At 37.7% G+C, this 18672-nt stretch carries 19 protein-coding genes and 1 tRNA gene; 13 read left to right on the top strand and 7 right to left on the bottom strand.

From position 1 onward, the window contains the following. The first annotated feature begins 471 nt into the window (after positions 1-471). Complete coding sequence (gene ttcA / locus KTI79_RS04550) at positions 472-1377, top strand: tRNA 2-thiocytidine(32) synthetase TtcA (RefSeq protein ID WP_016146199.1); 906 nt, start codon at positions 472-474, stop codon at positions 1375-1377. Between the two features lie 204 nt (positions 1378-1581). After that, a complete protein-coding gene (locus tag KTI79_RS04545) occupies positions 1582-1965 on the top strand; it encodes an SCP2 sterol-binding domain-containing protein (RefSeq protein WP_016140203.1) in 384 nt (127 codons plus the stop codon). Positions 1966-2056: 91 nt separating this feature from the next. On the opposite strand, the gene KTI79_RS04540 is transcribed toward KTI79_RS04545, so the two are convergent. Further along, a complete protein-coding gene (locus KTI79_RS04540; protein WP_032052922.1) occupies positions 2057-3169 on the bottom strand; it encodes a transglycosylase SLT domain-containing protein in 1113 nt (370 codons plus the stop codon). 372 nt (positions 3170-3541) lie between these two features. Here KTI79_RS04540 and greB point away from each other — a divergent pair, with 372 nt between their 5' ends. Beyond that, positions 3542-4036 (top strand): transcription elongation factor GreB, encoded by a 495-nt coding sequence (greB, locus tag KTI79_RS04535; protein ID WP_032052924.1) that lies wholly within the window; start codon positions 3542-3544, stop codon positions 4034-4036. An 89-nt stretch (positions 4037-4125) separates the two neighbouring features. Beyond that, a tRNA-Ser gene (locus tag KTI79_RS04530) sits at positions 4126-4215 on the top strand. A 155-nt stretch (positions 4216-4370) separates the two neighbouring features. Here KTI79_RS04530 and KTI79_RS04525 read toward each other — a convergent pair. The 3 genes from KTI79_RS04525 to KTI79_RS19135 all read right to left on the bottom strand — a co-directional run bounded on the left by KTI79_RS04525 (position 4371) and on the right by KTI79_RS19135 (position 5886). Continuing rightward, a complete protein-coding gene (locus KTI79_RS04525) occupies positions 4371-4676 on the bottom strand; it encodes a hypothetical protein (protein ID WP_032052926.1) in 306 nt (101 codons plus the stop codon). 191 nt (positions 4677-4867) lie between these two features. After that, positions 4868-5350 (bottom strand): hypothetical protein, encoded by a 483-nt coding sequence (locus tag KTI79_RS04520; RefSeq protein WP_086376158.1) that lies wholly within the window; start codon positions 5348-5350, stop codon positions 4868-4870. A gap of 233 nt (positions 5351-5583) precedes the next feature. Beyond that, positions 5584-5886 carry a hypothetical protein gene (locus KTI79_RS19135; RefSeq protein WP_032052930.1) on the bottom strand — a complete coding sequence of 101 codons (303 nt, stop codon included), beginning with the start codon at positions 5884-5886 and terminating at the stop codon, positions 5584-5586. A gap of 722 nt (positions 5887-6608) precedes the next feature. On the opposite strand from KTI79_RS19135, the gene KTI79_RS04515 reads away from it, so the two are divergent. From KTI79_RS04515 to KTI79_RS04500, 4 genes are all read left to right on the top strand, one after another. Continuing rightward, complete coding sequence (locus KTI79_RS04515; protein WP_032052931.1) at positions 6609-7169, top strand: TetR/AcrR family transcriptional regulator; 561 nt, start codon at positions 6609-6611, stop codon at positions 7167-7169. Positions 7170-7418: 249 nt separating this feature from the next. Beyond that, the gene (locus KTI79_RS04510) at positions 7419-7736 is read left to right on the top strand and encodes a hypothetical protein (protein ID WP_032052933.1); all 318 of its coding nucleotides are present in this window, start codon (positions 7419-7421) and stop codon (positions 7734-7736) included. Positions 7737-8091: 355 nt separating this feature from the next. Beyond that, a complete protein-coding gene (locus KTI79_RS04505; protein WP_086376156.1) occupies positions 8092-8319 on the top strand; it encodes a hypothetical protein in 228 nt (75 codons plus the stop codon). A gap of 230 nt (positions 8320-8549) precedes the next feature. Next, a complete protein-coding gene (locus tag KTI79_RS04500; protein WP_032052937.1) occupies positions 8550-9239 on the top strand; it encodes a hypothetical protein in 690 nt (229 codons plus the stop codon). A 164-nt stretch (positions 9240-9403) separates the two neighbouring features. Here KTI79_RS04500 and KTI79_RS04495 read toward each other — a convergent pair whose 3' ends face one another. Together KTI79_RS04495 and KTI79_RS04490 are read right to left on the bottom strand one after the other, a co-directional pair. After that, positions 9404-10009, bottom strand: a complete 606-nt coding sequence (locus KTI79_RS04495) for a nitroreductase family protein (RefSeq protein ID WP_032052939.1) — start codon at positions 10007-10009, stop codon at positions 9404-9406. A 52-nt stretch (positions 10010-10061) separates the two neighbouring features. Beyond that, complete coding sequence (locus tag KTI79_RS04490) at positions 10062-11204, bottom strand: glycerate kinase (protein ID WP_032052941.1); 1143 nt, start codon at positions 11202-11204, stop codon at positions 10062-10064. Positions 11205-11603: 399 nt separating this feature from the next. On the opposite strand from KTI79_RS04490, the gene KTI79_RS04485 reads away from it, so the two are divergent. The 5 genes from KTI79_RS04485 to epmA all read left to right on the top strand — a co-directional run bounded on the left by KTI79_RS04485 (position 11604) and on the right by epmA (position 17552). Beyond that, complete coding sequence (locus KTI79_RS04485) at positions 11604-14012, top strand: FdhF/YdeP family oxidoreductase (RefSeq protein ID WP_032052943.1); 2409 nt, start codon at positions 11604-11606, stop codon at positions 14010-14012. 77 nt (positions 14013-14089) lie between these two features. Then, positions 14090-14875, top strand: coding sequence for a formate dehydrogenase accessory sulfurtransferase FdhD (gene fdhD, locus KTI79_RS04480; RefSeq protein ID WP_032052945.1), 786 nt, complete (start codon positions 14090-14092; stop codon positions 14873-14875). Positions 14876-15014: 139 nt separating this feature from the next. Next, complete coding sequence (locus KTI79_RS04475) at positions 15015-15407, top strand: YkvA family protein (RefSeq protein WP_032052947.1); 393 nt, start codon at positions 15015-15017, stop codon at positions 15405-15407. 106 nt (positions 15408-15513) lie between these two features. Next, positions 15514-16581 (top strand): 4-phosphoerythronate dehydrogenase, encoded by a 1068-nt coding sequence (locus tag KTI79_RS04470; RefSeq protein ID WP_032052948.1) that lies wholly within the window; start codon positions 15514-15516, stop codon positions 16579-16581. Further along, positions 16578-17552: an EF-P lysine aminoacylase EpmA gene (gene epmA / locus KTI79_RS04465; protein ID WP_032052950.1), complete on the top strand. Its 975-nt coding sequence runs from the start codon at positions 16578-16580 to the stop codon at positions 17550-17552. Before KTI79_RS04470 ends, epmA begins: the two co-directional genes overlap by 4 nt. A 57-nt stretch (positions 17553-17609) precedes the next feature. On the opposite strand, the gene KTI79_RS04460 is transcribed toward epmA, so the two are convergent. Beyond that, positions 17610-18599: a Tim44 domain-containing protein gene (locus KTI79_RS04460; protein ID WP_086376155.1), complete on the bottom strand. Its 990-nt coding sequence runs from the start codon at positions 18597-18599 to the stop codon at positions 17610-17612. Between the last annotated feature and the right edge of the window lie 73 nt (positions 18600-18672).

Here is an 18672-nt window from a genome sequence, read left to right as displayed (position 1 = left end):
TTGCAAAAGAGTTTATCAAAAAATACTACTTAAAGAAGATTTGTGTAATTTTTTTTATTTCGACTCTTTCAAAAAATCAAGCTGATTTGTTCGAATGCTCATCAAAAAAAATTAAAATTTTTTTTTAAAATGATTCTATTGACTTGCATAACATGTTGATTATTAAAAGCAAAAAACATTGGTTAAAAAATGATCAATTTAAAGAAAACCCTTAACAGAAGGCCAAAACAGTTTGTCAAGTACGAAGAAATCCACAATTTTATCCACAGGTTTTGTGGAAAACTGTGGAAAAGTCCAAAAAGTAAGCATTTTGCACAAATTTTGAACGCTTGAGTCAAAATTAAAGCATGTGTTTTGCATCATGCACGAGCAATGTGACGACTTCAAGAATTGAAACTATTCTTTTGATGCGATTCTCTTCTGAATCATATAAAATTGCGCGGTATTTTTATTTATGGGTATACCTCGTCTATGTACGCGCCAGTTGAGTCCAATCAGGGATTTAATTTTAAGCCTGAACTTCCAACAAGCTCGGCCTATTACCGTTTGCTCAAGAAGCTTCGCCGTCAAGTTGGGCATGCTATTCGTGACTTCAATATGATTGAAGATGGCGATAAGGTCATGGTGTGTGTGTCTGGTGGTAAAGACAGTTATACCTTGCTCGATATTTTGTTGCAGTTTAAGCGTATCGCACCGATTAATTTTGATGTGGTTGCGGTTAACCTTGACCAAAAACAACCAGGCTTTCCGGAAGATGTTTTGCCTCGTTATATGGAAGAGAACAACATTCCATATTACATTTTAGAAAAAGACACCTATACCATTACTAAACGTTTAACGCCGGAAGGTAAAACTTACTGTGCAGTATGTTCACGTTTACGCCGTGGTTCTTTATATGGCTTTGCACAAGAGATTGGTGCAACTAAAGTTGCTTTAGGTCACCACCGTGATGACATCATTGCAACGTTCTTCTTGAATTTGTTCCATGGGGGTAGCTTAAAGGCGATGCCGCCAAAGCTTTTATCGTCAGATAAAAAGAACATTTTGATTCGTCCTTTGGCATATGTTGAAGAAAAAGACATTATTAAATATGCCGAGTTGCGTCAGTTCCCAATCATTCCATGTAATCTTTGTGGCTCGCAGGAAAACCTACAGCGTGCCATGCTTAATGAAATGCTACGTGAATGGGATAAACAATATCCGAAGCGCTTACACAGCATTTTCGGTGCGTTGCAGAACGTATCTCCATCTCAGTTAGCGGACCGTGAACTGTTCGATTTTGAAGCTCTAGACTCTCAGCGTGAGTTGGATATTAAAGATCCAGAAGAGCTTAAGAAACGTTTAGATGTAGTGAACTTAAGCTTTGCTGCTGAATAAACGCTAGCATAGAAAATGTTAAGGGCACTTTATAATCAAGTGCCTTTAATGTATCAAAATACTAAAAAATGAATGTTCCGTACAAAAAGTCATAGCCCAAAATTTAAATTACATGCTATAACAACCCACAAGCAGAATTGCTTCACATGATGTTGTCTGGATAGGCAACTAGAGAAATTGAACAAATAAATTTGAGGAAGAATCATGCCTGCATTTTTAACTGAAGATTGGTTTGCGACTGTCGAAAAATTAACTGCTGAAGCAGGTGATCTTAATTTGCCACCCGCTCTTGCGAATTTGGCAATTAATTTAGTAGTTACAGATGCTGCTGGAAATACCGAATTAGCTTTAGATGGGGGTAAAATCCAAAAAGGTTTGTCTTCAAATGCCAAAACAACTTTAAATATGGATGCTGAAACTTTACGTAAAGTATTCTTAGAGTTTGATATGGCTGCTGCTATGCAGGCATTCATGACTGGTAAAATTAAAGTTCAAGGCGATATGTCTCAATTGATGGCTCTACAAACAGCTAAGCCAAGCCAAGAACAAAAAGATTTGTTTAAGAAAGTTTTAGAGCATACTGCTTAAACTTAAAAGAATTCATATAAAAAGCTTACCCAAAGAGGTAAGCTTTTTATTTATACAAACAATGAATTTATCAACTTTTAAATAATAAAAATTAGATATTAATTCGTGTTTGCGCCGTTTTAATATGTTCAAGATAAGCACGGATACGAGTGACATATTGAACCGCTTGCTTATATCGACCATTCCGCGTTTTATTACTTTGCAAATAGTCATACAGATTGACCCATTTGTTTGGATCTTTCCCTTGAGATTGCAAGCGCTTTTGAATCTGACTTACCGCGCCCGGTCCCATGTTATAGGCCACAAGCGCATACCAGTTCCGATCAGGGAACGGAATATCATCAAATTCGGTTAGCATCAGATCGTAGTACTTCGCGCCGCCCTGAATACTTTGAGCAGGATCGCTACGATTACTTACACCCATTGCTCGAGCAGTGCTATTGGTTAGCATCATTAAGCCACGCACACCTGTGGGAGAAACAGATTCAGGCTTTAAATATGATTCTTGATAACCAATTGCAGCAAGTAAATGCCAATCTAGATCATACTTCGCTGCACTTTGCTTAAAGCTCGCTTTGTAAATCGGTAAACGTGTGCTTAAGTCACGTTGAATGGTTGACCATGCTTCTGGTTTAACCACATTGCGGTTATAAAAAGAAGCAAGCTGCTGAGTCACACCATTTTGCTTACTCTGGCATACAAAGCCGCTGGCGGTCTGTGTGAGTGGGTCATCAGCCTGTTTAAATACCCAACTTAACTCAGGATTTAAGCCATTTTTTTGCAAATTTGCTGTGTCACCACAACTTGCTGAAAACGACATTAAACCTTTGTTTTCGATTGTGCTTAAACCTGCTGTAGTCATTGCAAAGTTTGCTTTACCTTGCTGAACCCATCTAAGTGCAGTGGCATTGTCTGCCACGATTTTAAAGTCCAGCTTTACATTTAGGTTCTGTGCATAGTTACGTGCTAGATCATAACCAAAACCATGTAAAAACTGATCTTCTTTGAAAACGGTTGTCGGGCTTTCTACCGCAACAACAGTTAAAGTGTTTGTGTTAACTACAGTATTGTACTGTAGGGTTTTACCTGCATTAAGACTATGAAATGGGAGAAGCATAGTACTGAGTGCAAGAGCTTTTAACGGGAGAGAAGAAAATAAAGAGTTAAGGCAAAGCCTCGACCCAGAACTTGAATTACTGTGCATGTTGTCTCCGCTACAGATAATTTATGCCCTAAAAGTCAGACAAAAAGCTGCCATAACTTCTAAAAGTTGATAAATTCAATAAGGGGTGGGCAGTCATGACGTCATTCAAAATGACATGAAATGAAAAAAACAAACTGTGTAGAAATTCTACATAGTCTTCGAGTGGGTTAAAAAATGCTCAACATTTAATCTGCGCGCATCATAATATTGAAAAAAAGTAATGTCAAATTTTGTACAATTAAATCTTCGATATAACATCATAAACACATGAATTTCTTAAGGAAGAAAATTTATACACTTCTGATGTGAAAAAATAGGGTATAAAATGCTACATCTTGTAAGCGATATGTTGTTGAACAGTGGTTTTTAATCATGAAATCTAACTTAATCACTCGGTCAGGGCATGACAAATTAGTTGCTGAATTAAAACAACTTTGGCATGAAGAGCGACCTGAAATCACTAAAAAAGTAAACTGGGCTGCAAGCTTGGGTGACCGCAGTGAAAATGCGGATTATCAATACAATAAACAGCTGCTTCGAAAAATTGATCGACGTGTACGCTATTTAGGAAAACGCTTAGAAGAATTAAAAATTGTTGATTACTCACCAGAGCAAGACGGCAAGGTTTACTTTGGCGCTTGGGTCGACATTGAAAATGAAGAAGGTGAGCAAAAAACTTTACGTATTGTAGGAATCGATGAAATTTATGATCATCATCCTCAACATATTTCAATTGAATCTCCAATGGCTCGTGCTTTACTCGGTAAAGAAGTCGATGATGAGATTGAAGTACACACGCCATCTGGAAAAAAGCTGTGGTATATCAATACAATTCGCTATGAAAAGACAGAAAACTCAGAAATTTAAGTAGATTTGTGTTTATTTTGAGCGGTTGAATTAAAAATTAAATAAAAGATTTGCCAACTTGTGTTTTTGTTTATATTATAGCGCTCGTTGGAAGCGTGGCAGAGCGGTTTAATGCACCGGTCTTGAAAACCGACGAGGGTGTGAGTCCTCCGTGAGTTCGAATCTCACCGCTTCCGCCAAAATTCTTAAAAAGCCCTTGTTAATGACAAGGGCTTTTTTTTATTTATAATTTTTCCCACATAGACCCCCCCAATAGAGGTAGTTACAATAAGAATGATTCAGATGATTTTAGATTGATTTCTTTATGTCTCTTTAAATCTTCTATTTAAGAATATTACTCTTTAGAAAAATAAACTCCTAACATAAGTATAAGAGTAATTAAAACTCCAACACCTACGCTGATTGTTACTAGTTCTAAATTAAATATCTCTTTCCATAAGCCATGTGCTCCCCAATCACCATCTACTCCTCGATTATTAGATTTACGACCATAGGTAGCTGCTACACCAAAACCTAAAGTAGAAAGCAAGAAACAAGCTAAAGAAAGTTTGAAGGGGTTAAACCTTGACAATAAAGGGATCAATATTATTGCAACAATAGTCACAACAAAGGCAGTGATGATATGTTTCCAGTTATCCATAATTTCTCTTTAAATCTTATTAATTATAGTGTGTAGAGGAGAGCCTATCCCAACATATCAGCATAATTTATCTTATATCAAAGGAGGAATATATAAAAAATGGATGGCTTCTTCTAATTTGTATAGCTGCTAAAAAATAAGTTTGTTATGTGATCATACTAATTGTTTCTTATTTAAATAAAAGGAAAAATCTAAGGCATAGAAATAGGAGTATATTTTCCTATAGGAAAGTTCCATTTTTTTAGATATGTGGTATAGCTGCACCATTCCTCAAAGCTAGATAATTTTACTTCTAGCCCCATTCCATCTTGCTCACAGCGATATACCGCCCAAGCCATATTTCTAGATTTATCAAATTTTAGTTCAACAAGCTTTGCTTCACTAAAACAGTTTTTTAAAGGAATCTGTAAAAGTCCATTTCCTGATTGATCAGGATGAAATATATTAAGTTTTCTAGCTTCTAATAATTCTTCTTTTAATTCAGGGTAACGGACTGCGGAGTACACGGTAGGGAAGCAATTTCTGCCTGGTCCACCATTCGGTGAGTTTTTCATTCTTTCTCCCCAATTCAGAACAAATTCTTTTGGAGATATCTCAGATTCTTTTTTATTAAAAAAATAAATAGAAGTAAGTACTATGAGTACACTACCCAACACTAATAAGATTATTTTCACCTCTTGTCACCTTATTTTTATGATTTAAAGTTATCCTAAAATACACAACACAGCTTATATCAAATATTTATATAGCGCCACATTGAAATAGTTTGTCTTGGCTGGTTGCTTTATTTATTTTTTAATAGATCAAGCTATCGGGCTTAAATTTATATTAGTTTTAGAAAAAATTTACCAAATAACTCTCTACAGCCCCTAATGTATATTCTATTTATCTGAAAAATTTATACATATTAAATACCTTTCCGAAAAGCAAACATGAAAAAAGTTATAAAATAGGTCGAGAAGTATCCTTTTATAAAAACATGTCTTAAGCTTTCTTCAAAATAAAGAGGGTAACCTTTTCTTATAAGAATAGAGAAAAAAATTGAAAAACTCATAAACAAAAAAATATAGAAGACTTTTGAAAACATTATGTAATTTTCAGAAAATTCTTTTTTATTAAAAAATATATTTGTTATTTTTTCTGTAAGAAAAATTGAGACTAGTGAAGTAAGTACTCCTAATATAATACTAAGTAAAATTATATTTAACATTTAAATTCCTGCTTTTAAATAGTGAAATCATTTTGTGTTTCCTGAATGAATCATTAAATATCAGAATATACTCTTTTTTTAAGACTCTATTTCTATCCTAAAGAATTGAACAGCTTCTTAAGGCTGTTTTACCCCCTTTTATAAACCTCCATTTAACAATAACTCACTCATTATTTATCCTTACTTTTTAATGATCTAATTTAAAACAAATGTCATTTTGTGTGCTTGACTGCTAAAGGGCAGAGCACTATTCTTTGCCTGCTGGCCTACATTGCCAGTCGGTTTTAGCAGACCGTACTCAAGTGCATTGAAAAAATTCGTTTTTTTAATGTAGACCCGTTCGTCTCCCTTTTTGTTGCGGTAGGACGGAAGGGGGACACCTTCGGGTGTGCTGGGTCTTGAGCCAGTCTGCTAACCCCCTTTCGTTCTGCCACCATAATTCTATAAATGTCTGGCAGAACTCCCAATAAAAAGGAGTTGGCTTTGCACATCCATTATTTCTTGGCAGCCTTTGCCAAAGTCTATATCGACACTACTTAAAACTTTAAAGCAGTTTGATGGCTATTAGCGCTTTCAGACTTTAAATCATTACGACCAAAAAATTAATCAACAATAAAACTTGAGATGTGCCAAGCACAGCCTTTACGGCTTTGCTATGCCTTTTTTTCTCCCAAAAAAGTATCTCATTTACAAACAACAAGAATTTTTATAACGGTAAAACTATGCCACATGTAGAACTCCCATTTCGTGCTTTAAGTGTACTTCATACTTCCCGCTATCTTTTTAATAAATATGGCTTTCATAAAGTCGGGGTTGACCGAATTATTGAATCAGCAAAAGTGCCTAAAGCGACTTTTTATAATTATTTTCACTCAAAAGCACGACTCATTGAGATGAGTTTAACCTTTCAAAAAGATGGACTTAAACATGAAGTGCATTCCATTATTTACTCATATCGTGAACTTATGGTATTTGATAAACTCAAAAAAATTTACTTTCTTCATGCCGATTTAGACGGTCTTTATCATTTGCCATTTAAGGCAATTTTTGAAATTGAAAAGCTTTATCCCGAAGCCTATAAAGTCGTAATTGACTATCGAAATTGGTTTATTAATGAAATTTATAAGTTGCTTTTGACAGTAAAACATACGGCTACGGTTGAAGATGCTCACATGTTTTTGTTTGTGATTGATGGGGCAATGGTTCAGCTTTTAGGTGAAAATAAAGTGGATGATCGGGAACGGTTGTTAGATTATTTTTTAAAGCAATCTATGTCGATGTAAGGCATATATTTGAGTAGGATTTTTAAAAGCTCATCAACAGATGGGCTTTTTTGTTTTAAAAATGACCACAATGGTTGATTGGCTGCTTATAACGGCAACAACTACTTAGGGACAATAGATGATTACTTAAAGTGACAAAGATTCATAAAAAAGGGGAACAAAACTAAAATTTTTAATCATTCTTAAAAGTTATATATTAAAAAACTTAAATTTATATATTGATTTTTTCTTTTCTTTGGGAATTTATTTATGAATAAAAAGCATATTATTTTGTCTGCAATCATTGGTTTATTGTTGGGTGGTTTAGTAGGGGCATTTGGTTATGCAAAAACTGCTGCAAAATATGATGCGATCTCTACTGCGTGTGTAATGGTCAACCAAGCTGTAGAAAATAAGCTGTTGGCTCCAGAACAAATTAAACAATACGGTGAGTTAACAGGAACAGCTTTAAAGAAAAATTATCCTGCTGTTGCGGCTAAATTTACCTTTTCACAAGAAGCTTTAAATAAAGCATCAGACGCTTCTAACTGTAGCCAGTTCTTAGTCGGTTTCAATAGCGCAAAATAAATTAAATTTTGTGAAAGAGTTGTACTTATTGCATTAATCAGGCCCGTCCAATAATCGCTATTGACGGGCTTTTTACGTTTTAATTTTAATTCGGGGTATTTATGAAACTTCTTCCTTTAATTTTTATATTTTGCATTTTTTCAATGGGTTGTACCACATTGAATTCACAGAAAAATCATGAGACAAGTGAGTGTTTGCGTTTTAAAAGCTTAATGACAGACCTGTTAGAACCTGCTGCACTTTATGCATTACAAGAAGCATGTATTAACTCTAAAGCTAAAAATCACTAATTCTCGATTAAGTGCTTTATTAGAAATTAAAAAATAACTCTATACACTTATGTTGAGAGCTTTTGATGAAAATGAAATTTATTGCATATGACCCTAATAGTGGTCAAAAAATTAAATTAATCCAGTATCGGATTAATGAAAGAGGGCAAGAGACTAAATACTATTTTAGTGATGAGTACGGTAATTTTGTTTATAACCCGCTCGATAAGCAATTATTTGAGCGTGATTGTTATACTTCAGTAATGAAAGTCATCATTGCCAAAAGAGATTACTATTTGATAGGAGAATATTAAAAATAGTTTTTAACTTACAATTAATGATAGAAAACTCTTCAGTTTCATGAATTGTGTTTCAATAGGGTTTACTGTAGGTTGATATTGCTAGGCACGCAAATGCTTACAATTTCAGGTTTTGTGACTTTCACAAAGTTCATTTCTAAATAGGAAATGGGCTTTTTTTTTGTTCTATTAAATAATTTAAGATAGAATTTTCGGCCTTTTCTTTTTTACTTAAGTGATAGAGCGTGTCTATTTCAAACTGCTTAAAACTAATTTTTCTCATTACTACAATTCATCTTACCGCTTGTGCTTCTTTATCATTAGAGTCCAAATATCCTACTTATGAGCATAAAACTGATTATAAAGTGCTTCAAGAGGACAGAATTAATGGATTAGGCCAAACAAAAACTGAAAATGGACAAAGTTCACAAATTTTATTTGTTGGTGACAAATACAATTATGTGCTTACTGAAGGTGGTTCGAACTTATTAAATATTATGCAAAAGTTACCTGAGCAAGATCGACTCATCCTTAATAAGTTACCGCTTGAACTAGACGTTTATAATGACAATATCTTTTATGGACACATCCATTTTTATCATCCAGTGTCTGTAAATCAACTGACTCCTATCAAGAAACAAGAACTTCTTACACTAGGTTTTATGGAAGAATCTTTATCAGTCAATAGTGAAGCGAAACAAGTATTTTTAACTAAAAATATTGCAATAAAAGGAAAAATTTATGAAGGCACTAAGCATACCGATCAGCTTTCTTTGAGAGGTTCAATCCCGATTATTCTTAGAGAACCGCGTTTAATCATGCAGGAAAATAAAAGCAATGTTTTAAAGAAGAAACTTTTGTCTCCACTCGCATTAGGTTTGGATATTATTACTTTACCTATTCAATTTGGCGCAATAAAACTCTCTAATAAATAAAAAAGTAAAGCTAAGTTGTGCCAAGTATTCTCATGGTGAGATCGTTTCATTTTGATGAGTCTAGTAGGTCTCTAGACTCATCATTTTTAAATAAAAAGTTAATTACTTTAAATGCTTATATGAAAAGTTAAAAATAGTTGAAAGCCTAAAATCTGACTCAAAACTTAAAATGTATTTTGAATAATGACATCATCGTAAGGAAGTTTGCCCACACGTGGGTAAGGCTGAGACGCCGACTTACCAACTGCAATCATTAAACACACCACATGATCTTCAGGTAAGTTAATGAGCTTTGCCATCGCGTCAAAGTCAAAACCATCCATAGGGCAGCTGTCTAAACCATGTTCTTGAGCAAGCAACATTAAGGTTTGAGCAAAGATACCCGCACTACGCATCACTTCATCACGTTGGGTTTGTGGACGGTCACGGTAATATTGGTCAATCGCACCCACCATAATATTTTGGACTTCTGGAGAAGCACCGTCCCATACACGTTTAGCATCAACTTCCCATGTATTTACTTTTGCACACAACACAATCAGTAATGATGATTCTGTAACTTGTGGTTGATCCCAAGCAATGGTGCGAATTTTTTGTCTTAACTCAGTATCTTCAATGATGACTGGACGCCAGTGCTGCAAGTTAAAAGCGCTTGGCGCATTTGCTAAAACTTCTTGTAATAACTGCTTCTTGTCATCTTCAGAGAGTTGAAAAGCAGGGTCGAAGCGTTTAACTGCACGGCGTTTGCGGAGAGCATCAATAACATTCATAAGATTTTCCTACTTGTTGGTCTGACCGTTTTTTAAAATAACAAAGAAATGTTTAGGATTGGTTCATATTAAACTGAATTAATCTTGCAATATCGGTTGTTCTTTCATAAATAAGTTCTGCTGCATGTTCGCAGGCGTGTTCTAGGGTGATGGGACCATTGGCGAGTGAAAAAGCAGCCGTAACTCCGTACTCATAAAGTGCTTGGTAGTCTTCACCTAATGTTCCTGCAATCACAATAACAGGAACGCCGTGAGCTTTTGCAATTTGACTCACCCCAAAAACTGTTTTGCCACTTAAGGTTTGTTGGTCAAATTTACCTTCGCCTGTAATCACCCAATCTGCATGAGCAATTTTATGCTCAATTTGGTTAAGTTCAGCCACGACTTTAACACCAGCTTTAAAGTCTGCATTTAAATAACTTTTGGCTGCAAAACCTAAACCACCAGCAGCACCTGAGCCTGCTTCATCTCGTTTGTCGAAATCTAAAAGTTGTGCCGTGACATCGGCAAAATGGGCAAGGGCTGCATCGAGTAACTGTACTTGAGCAGGGGAAGCCCCTTTTTGTGGACCAAAAATATGTGATGCGCCATTTGGGCCGCAAAGTGGATTGGTGACATCGGCAGCCAGTAAAAACCGTGTATATTCAATGCGTGAGTCAAAGTGCGTTAAATCAATGTGTGATAGGTTGCTTAGAGCGAGGCCACCTGCGGGTAAAAAGTTCTGGTTGGCATCGAGCAAAACTGCGCCTAAAGCACTGAGTAAACCTGTGCCACCATCATTAGTAGCACTACCGCCCACGGTTAAAATAATGTCTTTTGCACCAGCATCTAAAGCATCCAAAATGAGTTGGCCTGTGCCAAAGGTTGTGCTGTGGCAGGCATCACGCTCAGACGGTGGAACTAACTGTATACCGCTCGCCTGAGCCATTTCAATGATGGCGATTTTCTGATGCTCTAACCATCCCCATTTGGCTTGAACAGGCTGACCTAATGGCCCGACCACGGTTTTTTCACGCCATTGACCGCCGCAGACTTCTAAAACAGCTTCAATAGTTCCTTCACCGCCATCTGCCATTGGGCACAAAATCGTTTCGGCATGGGGAAAAACCGCTTGCCATCCTTTGGCGATTGCTTGAGCTACGTTTAAAGCAGATAAGCTGTCTTTAAAAGAGTCAGGGGCAATAATGACTTTCATAAGCTCTCTAATTCTGCTGGATTTTTAATTGATTTATACTGCTTAATACGAAAAAAACATAGATAAAACCAAATCAGTGTCAATTTGAAAAATAAGCCTAATCTGTTAAAAATGAAAACCAATAATGTTTTTATCTGTAAAAGATAGAATTATTATCTGTTTAACTCATTGTTTCGTATATTTTTAAATAAATAACGTGGTTGGCTTGAATTATTGTAATTGTAAAGAATATGGCACATATTATAAGCAGGGTTGAGCTAGCTTTTAAAATACTGTGAACAAGATAAAAAGCGGACTCTCCTGACCAGCTAGACAGCAGATCGCTTTGATATAACCATAATTAAATTGTGATTTTATTGAATCTGTTGAGTGTGTAAGAAGAAATAAGAGGATGAAAAAGTGGATAATTCAGAAGAACAAAAGCACATACAGGAAAATAACGGTTTTGCGCGAATTGAGCCATATACTCATCCTGCTGGCGGGTGGGGCGCACTTCTCAGTGTTGCTCGAAACTTAAAGCGACAAGATATTTTAAAAAAAGGCTCAATTACCTTACTCAACATTAACCAGCCTACAGGTTTTGACTGTCCCGGTTGTGCTTGGCCAGAAAAGAAAGATGCTCATGCTTTTAACTTCTGTGAGAATGGCGCAAAGGCAGTTGCTTTTGAAGCGACCAGTAAAACCGTGACTCCTGAATATTTTGCAGGTCACACCGTTAGTTGGTTATCAGAACAAAGTGATTTCTTTTTAGAAGACTTAGGCCGCTTAACTGACCCAGTCCGCTATGATGCTGCAACCGATAAATATATAGCAATTTCATGGGACGAAGCATTTCAGATTATTGCTAAACACCTCCATGCACTAGACCACCCAGATCAAGCTGCGTTTTATACCTCTGGTCGTGCCAGTAACGAAGCGGCATTTTTATATCAATTGTTTGTGCGAAGCTTTGGTACAAATAACTTTCCAGACTGTTCGAACATGTGTCATGAAACCACAAGTGTTGGCCTACTTGACTCGATTGGTTTAGGAAAGGGCACCGTTACCCTAGAAGACTTTGATTTGGCTGACGCTATTTTTAGTTTTGGACACAACCCCGGAACCAATCACCCGCGTATGTTAGGTACTTTACGAGAAGTGTCTAAACGTGGCGGTAATATTGTTGCGATTAATCCGATTAAAGAGCGAGGCCTAGAGCGTTTCCAAGATCCGCAAGCACCGCTTGAAATGATGACCAATGGCAGTACACCAATTAGTCGCTATTATTTCCAACCTAAAATTGGTGGTGACTATGCGCTGATGTTGGGTATGTTAAAGCATTTAAATGAGTGGGATAAAAAAGCACTCGCTTCAGGTAAACCAAGTGTTTTTGACCGAAACTTTATTGCGGTTAATACAGTCGGTTTTGATGAGATGATTGCTGAGATCGAGAGAACTAAGTGGACAGATATTTATAAACACTCGGGGCTATCACCAGAGCATTTAGAAAAACTCGCCCAACTGTTTTTAGAGTCCGAGCGCTCAATTTTCTGTTGGGGAATGGGCATTACTCAACACCGCCACGGAACAGCCAATGTACATATGTTAGCCAATTTATTGTTGGCGCGTGGTCAAATTGGTAGACCGGGTGCAGGGCTTTGTCCAGTTCGTGGGCACAGTAATGTGCAAGGCGACCGTACTATGGGTATTAATGAGCTACCTAGTCCTAAATTACTCGACAACATTGATCGCGTGTTTGGAATTAAATCACCGAGAAAAAATGGTTTTGGTGTGGTCGAAACCATTAAAGCCATGGCTGAAGGTGAGGTTAAAGTCTTTATTGGTTTAGGCGGAAATTTTGCTGTTGCAACACCCGATACCACCTATACGCAAGAAGCGCTTAGAAAGTGTAATTTAACTGTTCATGTTGCAACTAAGTTAAACCGTAGCCATTTGGTATGTGGTAAAGAGGCGCTTATTTTGCCATGTTTAGGTCGTACCGAAATTGATGAGCAGCTTCATGGCCCGCAGGCAATTTCAGTCGAAGATTCGATGAGTAATATTCACCTATCAGCAGGGCGTAATTCTCCAATTTCTAAAAATATTTTGTCTGAACCAGATATTGTGGCAAGAATGGCTGAAGCCGTGCTGCCAGACAGTAAGATCAAATGGAAATGGTACATTGAAAGTTATGATCGTATTCGTGACTCAATTGCCGATGTATTTGATGAGTTCCATGACTTTAATTTACGTGTCTATAAACCGGGTGGTTTCCACTTAGAGCATCCGGCCAATCAGCACATCTGGAATACAAAAAGTGGTAAAGCACAGTTTATGATTACACCGCTGAGTGAAGTCTATGCTGATAAAGAAAATCAATATGCTGCAGCATATACCGAGAGTAAAGTTTATACCTTAATGACCACTCGTTCTCACGACCAATACAACACGACACTATATGGTCTCGATGACCGTTACCGCGGAGTGTTTGGTCAGCGCCGTGTGTTGTTTATGAATCAAGCCGATATTGATGAAGCAGGTTTTGAAGCAAACCAATGGGTTGATATTGAAAGTGTTTTCTCCGACGGTGTGAAGCGTATTGTGCACAGTTTCCGCATTGTGCCGTACAACATTCCGCGAGGCAGCTTAGCGGCTTACTATCCTGAAACTAATCCTTTAGTAGCCTTAAGCAGTCATGACAAATATGCCAAGATTCCGGCTTCCAAAAGTGTTCCGGTGATTTTGCATCCCGGCAATGCGCCAGAGCACTTCAACTTGGCAACAGCAGTTGACCCGAAAGATGCAGATAGAAAAGTAAGCAGCCTTTAAATCAAAGGCGATATTAACAATATCATCTCAACAAGTGGCGCTATTCAAGGCGCCACTTCAAGATAAAGGAAATTATTTTGACACCAGATTCTTATGGGGTTGAAACATTACAAGTAAAGCGGTTTAAGAAAACCGAGTTCAAAAGTGTTTTAGATCATATTGTTCAAGAGCATCCGATTGCTTTGGTATATAACGGTATTTCCCATGCGGTGATGATGGCAACACCGACCGATGTTGATTTATTTGCCAAAGGTTTTAGTCTGTCTGAAGGTATTTTAACCAGCTTGAAAGAACTATATGCCATTGAAGTTCATCAAAGTGAATTGGGCATTACGGTTGAAATGACCATTTCATCCAGAGCTTTTGCTGCTTTAAAAGAAAGACGACGTATGTTGGTGGGGCGCACAGGTTGTGGTTTGTGTGGTATTGAAAGTTTAGAGCAGCTTCAGCTCGATATTTCTAAAATTACGATTGAACCTTCCAAAGAGTGGCTTGAGCAAATTCCAGTTGCAATTTCTCAATTAAAAGATCAACAAAAAATTACTGCCTTAACAGGTGGAGCACATGCCGCAGCTTGGGTGGTTGAAGGCAAAATTATGGCTTTATTTGAAGATGTTGGTCGCCACAATGCCTTAGACAAATTGTTGGGTTATTTAGCTCAAGAAAACTATGACACCAGTTCGGGTTTTGTGGTCATGACCAGTCGAGCAAGCTATGAACTGATTCGAAAATGTGCCCAGCTTAATATTGGTTTATTGGCTTCAATTTCTGCTCCAACCAGTATGGCCATTCGGCTCGCAAAAACTTCTGGCTTAACTTTGGCAAGCTTTTGTCGTGGAGATGATTTTGTTTTATATACATGAGCATAGCGCTTTAAGATATTGATGAAATAAGCTCAAATCAAAAAATAATGGCAATATACATTTCTATTTTGCCTAATTTTAAGTTAAGCACGAGCTTTATACTTTATGATCAGATGTATGTAGGTCAGAGTGTGTCCCAATGGCTTGGTTGCAGTCTTTAAAAGATTGGGCAAAACGTCTAAAAAAACAAATTATTATGCTTTGGTTTGCATCAAAGCATCCTCACATGCCGTGGTTGCCCAAAATTATTGCTGTAGTAGCTGTGGCTTACGCTTTTAGCCCGATCGATTTAATTCCAGATTTTATTCCCATTTTAGGGTTTATTGATGACGCTTTAATTCTGCCCATACTGATTTGGTTAGCGGTTCGATTTACGCCTAAACAAGTCATTTTAGATGCAGAACAACAAGCTGAAGAATGGCTAGAACAGCAAGAGCGTCGACCTCAAAATTATTTGGTTGCCGTACTCATTATTTTAATTTGGATAACTTTGGCAATGATGGCTTATTTCTATTTTGGTGGTGGGTTGTAATTTATAAATCATCAAAATTTAGAATCGTGAATTTAAAGGCATTAACATTGTGCTTTGCTACAACTCAAAGGATAATAACGTTTTTATAAGCTATGGGTTGCAGACAATGAAAATCGTCGCAGATGAAAATTTGGCGTTTACCGATTACTTTTTTTCTGAGTTTGGCGATATTCAACACAAAGCAGGGCGTACTTTAACCCATGCAGATGTAAAAGATGCTCAAGCATTGTTAGTCCGCTCTGTTACTGCGGTTAACGCAAGTTTAATTGAAAATACAGCATTAAAATATGTGGGCAGCGCAACAATCGGCACTGATCATTTAGACATTGTGGCTTTAGAAAAACAAGGTATTACCTGGGCAAATGCCGCAGGGTGTAATGCACAGGCTGTGGCTGAATATGTCATTACTGCTTTACTTCATTTAGATGAGAGCCTTTTAGAACAACAAGAAAAATTTACCCTAGGTATTGTGGGCCTTGGCAACGTCGGTAAGCGTTTGGCCTATATGGCCCAGTTGCTTGGTTGGAATGTGATTGGTTTTGATCCCTATGTGCAGTTAGATTCAATTGAAAATGTAAGCTTAGAAACTCTGTTGCAACAAGCCAATGCAGTTTCAATTCATGTGCCTTTAACCAAAAATGGTGAACATGCCACATATCATCTGTTTGATGAAAAAGCGTTTGCAGCACTTCAACCCAATACAATTTTAATTAATAGTGCGCGTGGTCCAGTCGTTAAAGAATCTGCTTTAATCGAAGATATTCAGCGTACCCAGCGTAAAGTGGTGCTCGATGTATTTGAACATGAACCAGTCATCTTGGAACAGCTTATCGATATGCTGGCTTTGGCGACACCGCATATTGCAGGTTATAGCCTCGAAGGGAAGGCCCGCGGTACGCAAATGATTTATGAAGCATTCTGCCAAAAGTTTGGATACGACATCAATAAGCGTTTCGAGACTCAGTTACCTGCATGCGAAGACTATTTTTCAGGACATGATTTAAAAGCAGTGTTAAAGCAAAAATTAGCTCAGATTTATGATATTGCTCAAGATGACGCCAACATTCGTGCCTGTATTAAAGATGGCAAAGTTGAGCAAAAAGCATTTGATTTATTACGTAAGAATTATCCGCTGCGCCGTGAATGGGCAGCACATGGGGGACCACAGGCATGAGTTTAAGTTATCAACCTACTTGTTCAATTGATGCTTTAAAGGCTCGCGCTAAGCTTTACACTCAAATTCGTCAGTTTTTTGCTGAACGTGATGTGATGGAAGTCGAAACACCCATTGTTTCACAAGCAGGTGTCACCGATGTACATTTAGCTTCTGTTCAGGTTTTACGTCATATTAATGGCAAATTGCGAACTCAATATTTACAAACCTCACCAGAGTTTGCCATGAAGCGTTTGCTGGCAAGTGGCAGCGGGCCGATTTATCAAATCTGTAAGGTTTTCCGAGACGATGAACACGGGCGTAAACACAATAGTGAATTTACCATGCTTGAATGGTATCGTCCGGGTCTAGACTTAAAAGCTTTAATGCATGAAACCGCCGATTTATTGCAAAGCTGTTTGCAACATCGTTTTGGTGAAGTTCGTCCGTTTATTCTAAGTTATAAGCATGCCTTTCAAGATCGACTTGATATTAATCCATTACAAGCAACGTTGAAGCAACTCAAAGATACCGCAAATCGTGTGGGATTAAACCTCGACTTGGGTGATGACCGTTTAGCTTATATGGATTTGTTATTTTCTCATTTTGTTGAACCAAGTTTAGGATTTGATGCGCCGGTCTTTTTAACTGACTTTCCACCAGAAATGGCGTCTTTGGCGAAAGTGAAAGTAGATGAGGATGGGGAAGAGGTCGCAGCACGGTTTGAGGTTTATATTGAAGGTTTAGAGCTGGCAAATGCATACGATGAATTGCTAGATGCAGACGTGTTACGTTCGCGCTTTGAAGCAGACAATGCAGAGCGAGCTAAGCAAGGGCTTCATGTTATGCCTTTAGATGAGCATCTGTTAGCAGCATTGCCTCATATGCCGGAATGCTCAGGTATCGCTTTAGGTGTAGACCGTTTACTCATGGTTGCAATGGATCAGGTCAAAATTGAAAAAGTAGTGACTTTTCCAGCAGAAATTGCTTAAAACTGACAAATAAAAAAGCCACAATATTGTGGCTTTTTTATTTAGGATTTATTTAGCTTAAGCTTGTTGAATACCAGCAACGACCCAGTCTTGCTGAGAACCAACTGGCTTAACAAAGTGCCAGATTTCAGTAAACGGTTGTGGCAAGCTGTTTAAATCTTCACTCACTGTACCAGTGAAGCGTACGCTTACTACGTATTGACCATTTTCAGTCGCACTGTCTACAACCATCGCATTCAAGTTACTAAATTCAGCAACGTCTTGATCTTGGTTTTCCATAATGTCGTTATACATAGAACTATAAAGTTCTGGTGTTAAGTAACGGCGAATTTCTTCAATGTTACTTGCAGTATTCATCGACTGGATGTGATTAAAACGTTGACGTGCAATACGCAAGAACGCAGCAGGTTCAGTACCATCAGGAAGTTGATTGCCATTGCTCGTTGTTGCACCACCAAAAGGAGCTTGGGTTGCTGCACCGCCACCCACAGATTGACCGAAGATATTTGTATTATCTCCAGTATTACGTGGAGCGGCTTGTGGCGCAGCAGAACGGCCAAATGGGTTTTGACCGTCATTATTTGGTGCGTAAGGGTTGTTACCCGCTAATTTTTTTTTTGATCCCAATTTACGGAATACAAAGAAAGCGAGAGCTGCGGCAAGTAATACCCAAATCCAGCCAGGGATTCCACCTTTTTTCTCTTCTTGGGCTTGAGCAGCTTGTTCATTTCCAGGTTGTGTTGCTTGCTGTTCAGTTGATGTTGATTTGTCATCAGCTAAAGCATTTGCTGCAACAGCACCTACGGCAGCACCAGCCACACCAGCCGCAACCATTGAACCTACGCCTGGACCTGATCTTTGAGGTGCCGTAGCAGGTTGTTGAGCAGGAGTCACTTGACGAGGTTGTTGATAAGACTGGCTTGAAGTAGTAGAACGTGCCATACCGTGGCTTTTACCACCACCTGCACGTTTAGCTTCAGCAAGAGGAGAAATTGCTAAAGCAGCCATTAAAATACCGGTAATCAAGCCACGCTGGTGTACTTCCATAGGAAATTCCTGTTTAAAGTTAATTTGTAATAGTATTTATGCAGGTATTTACTCTAAATTTCAACCTTAAAAG

Source organism: Acinetobacter sp. WU_MDCI_Abxd143, from assembly GCF_025514195.1.
In the GTDB taxonomy this organism is placed as follows: domain Bacteria; phylum Pseudomonadota; class Gammaproteobacteria; order Pseudomonadales; family Moraxellaceae; genus Acinetobacter; species Acinetobacter pittii_H.
The sequence above is the reverse complement of the archived record's forward strand: the minus strand, read 5'-3'. Positions and strand labels throughout refer to the sequence as shown.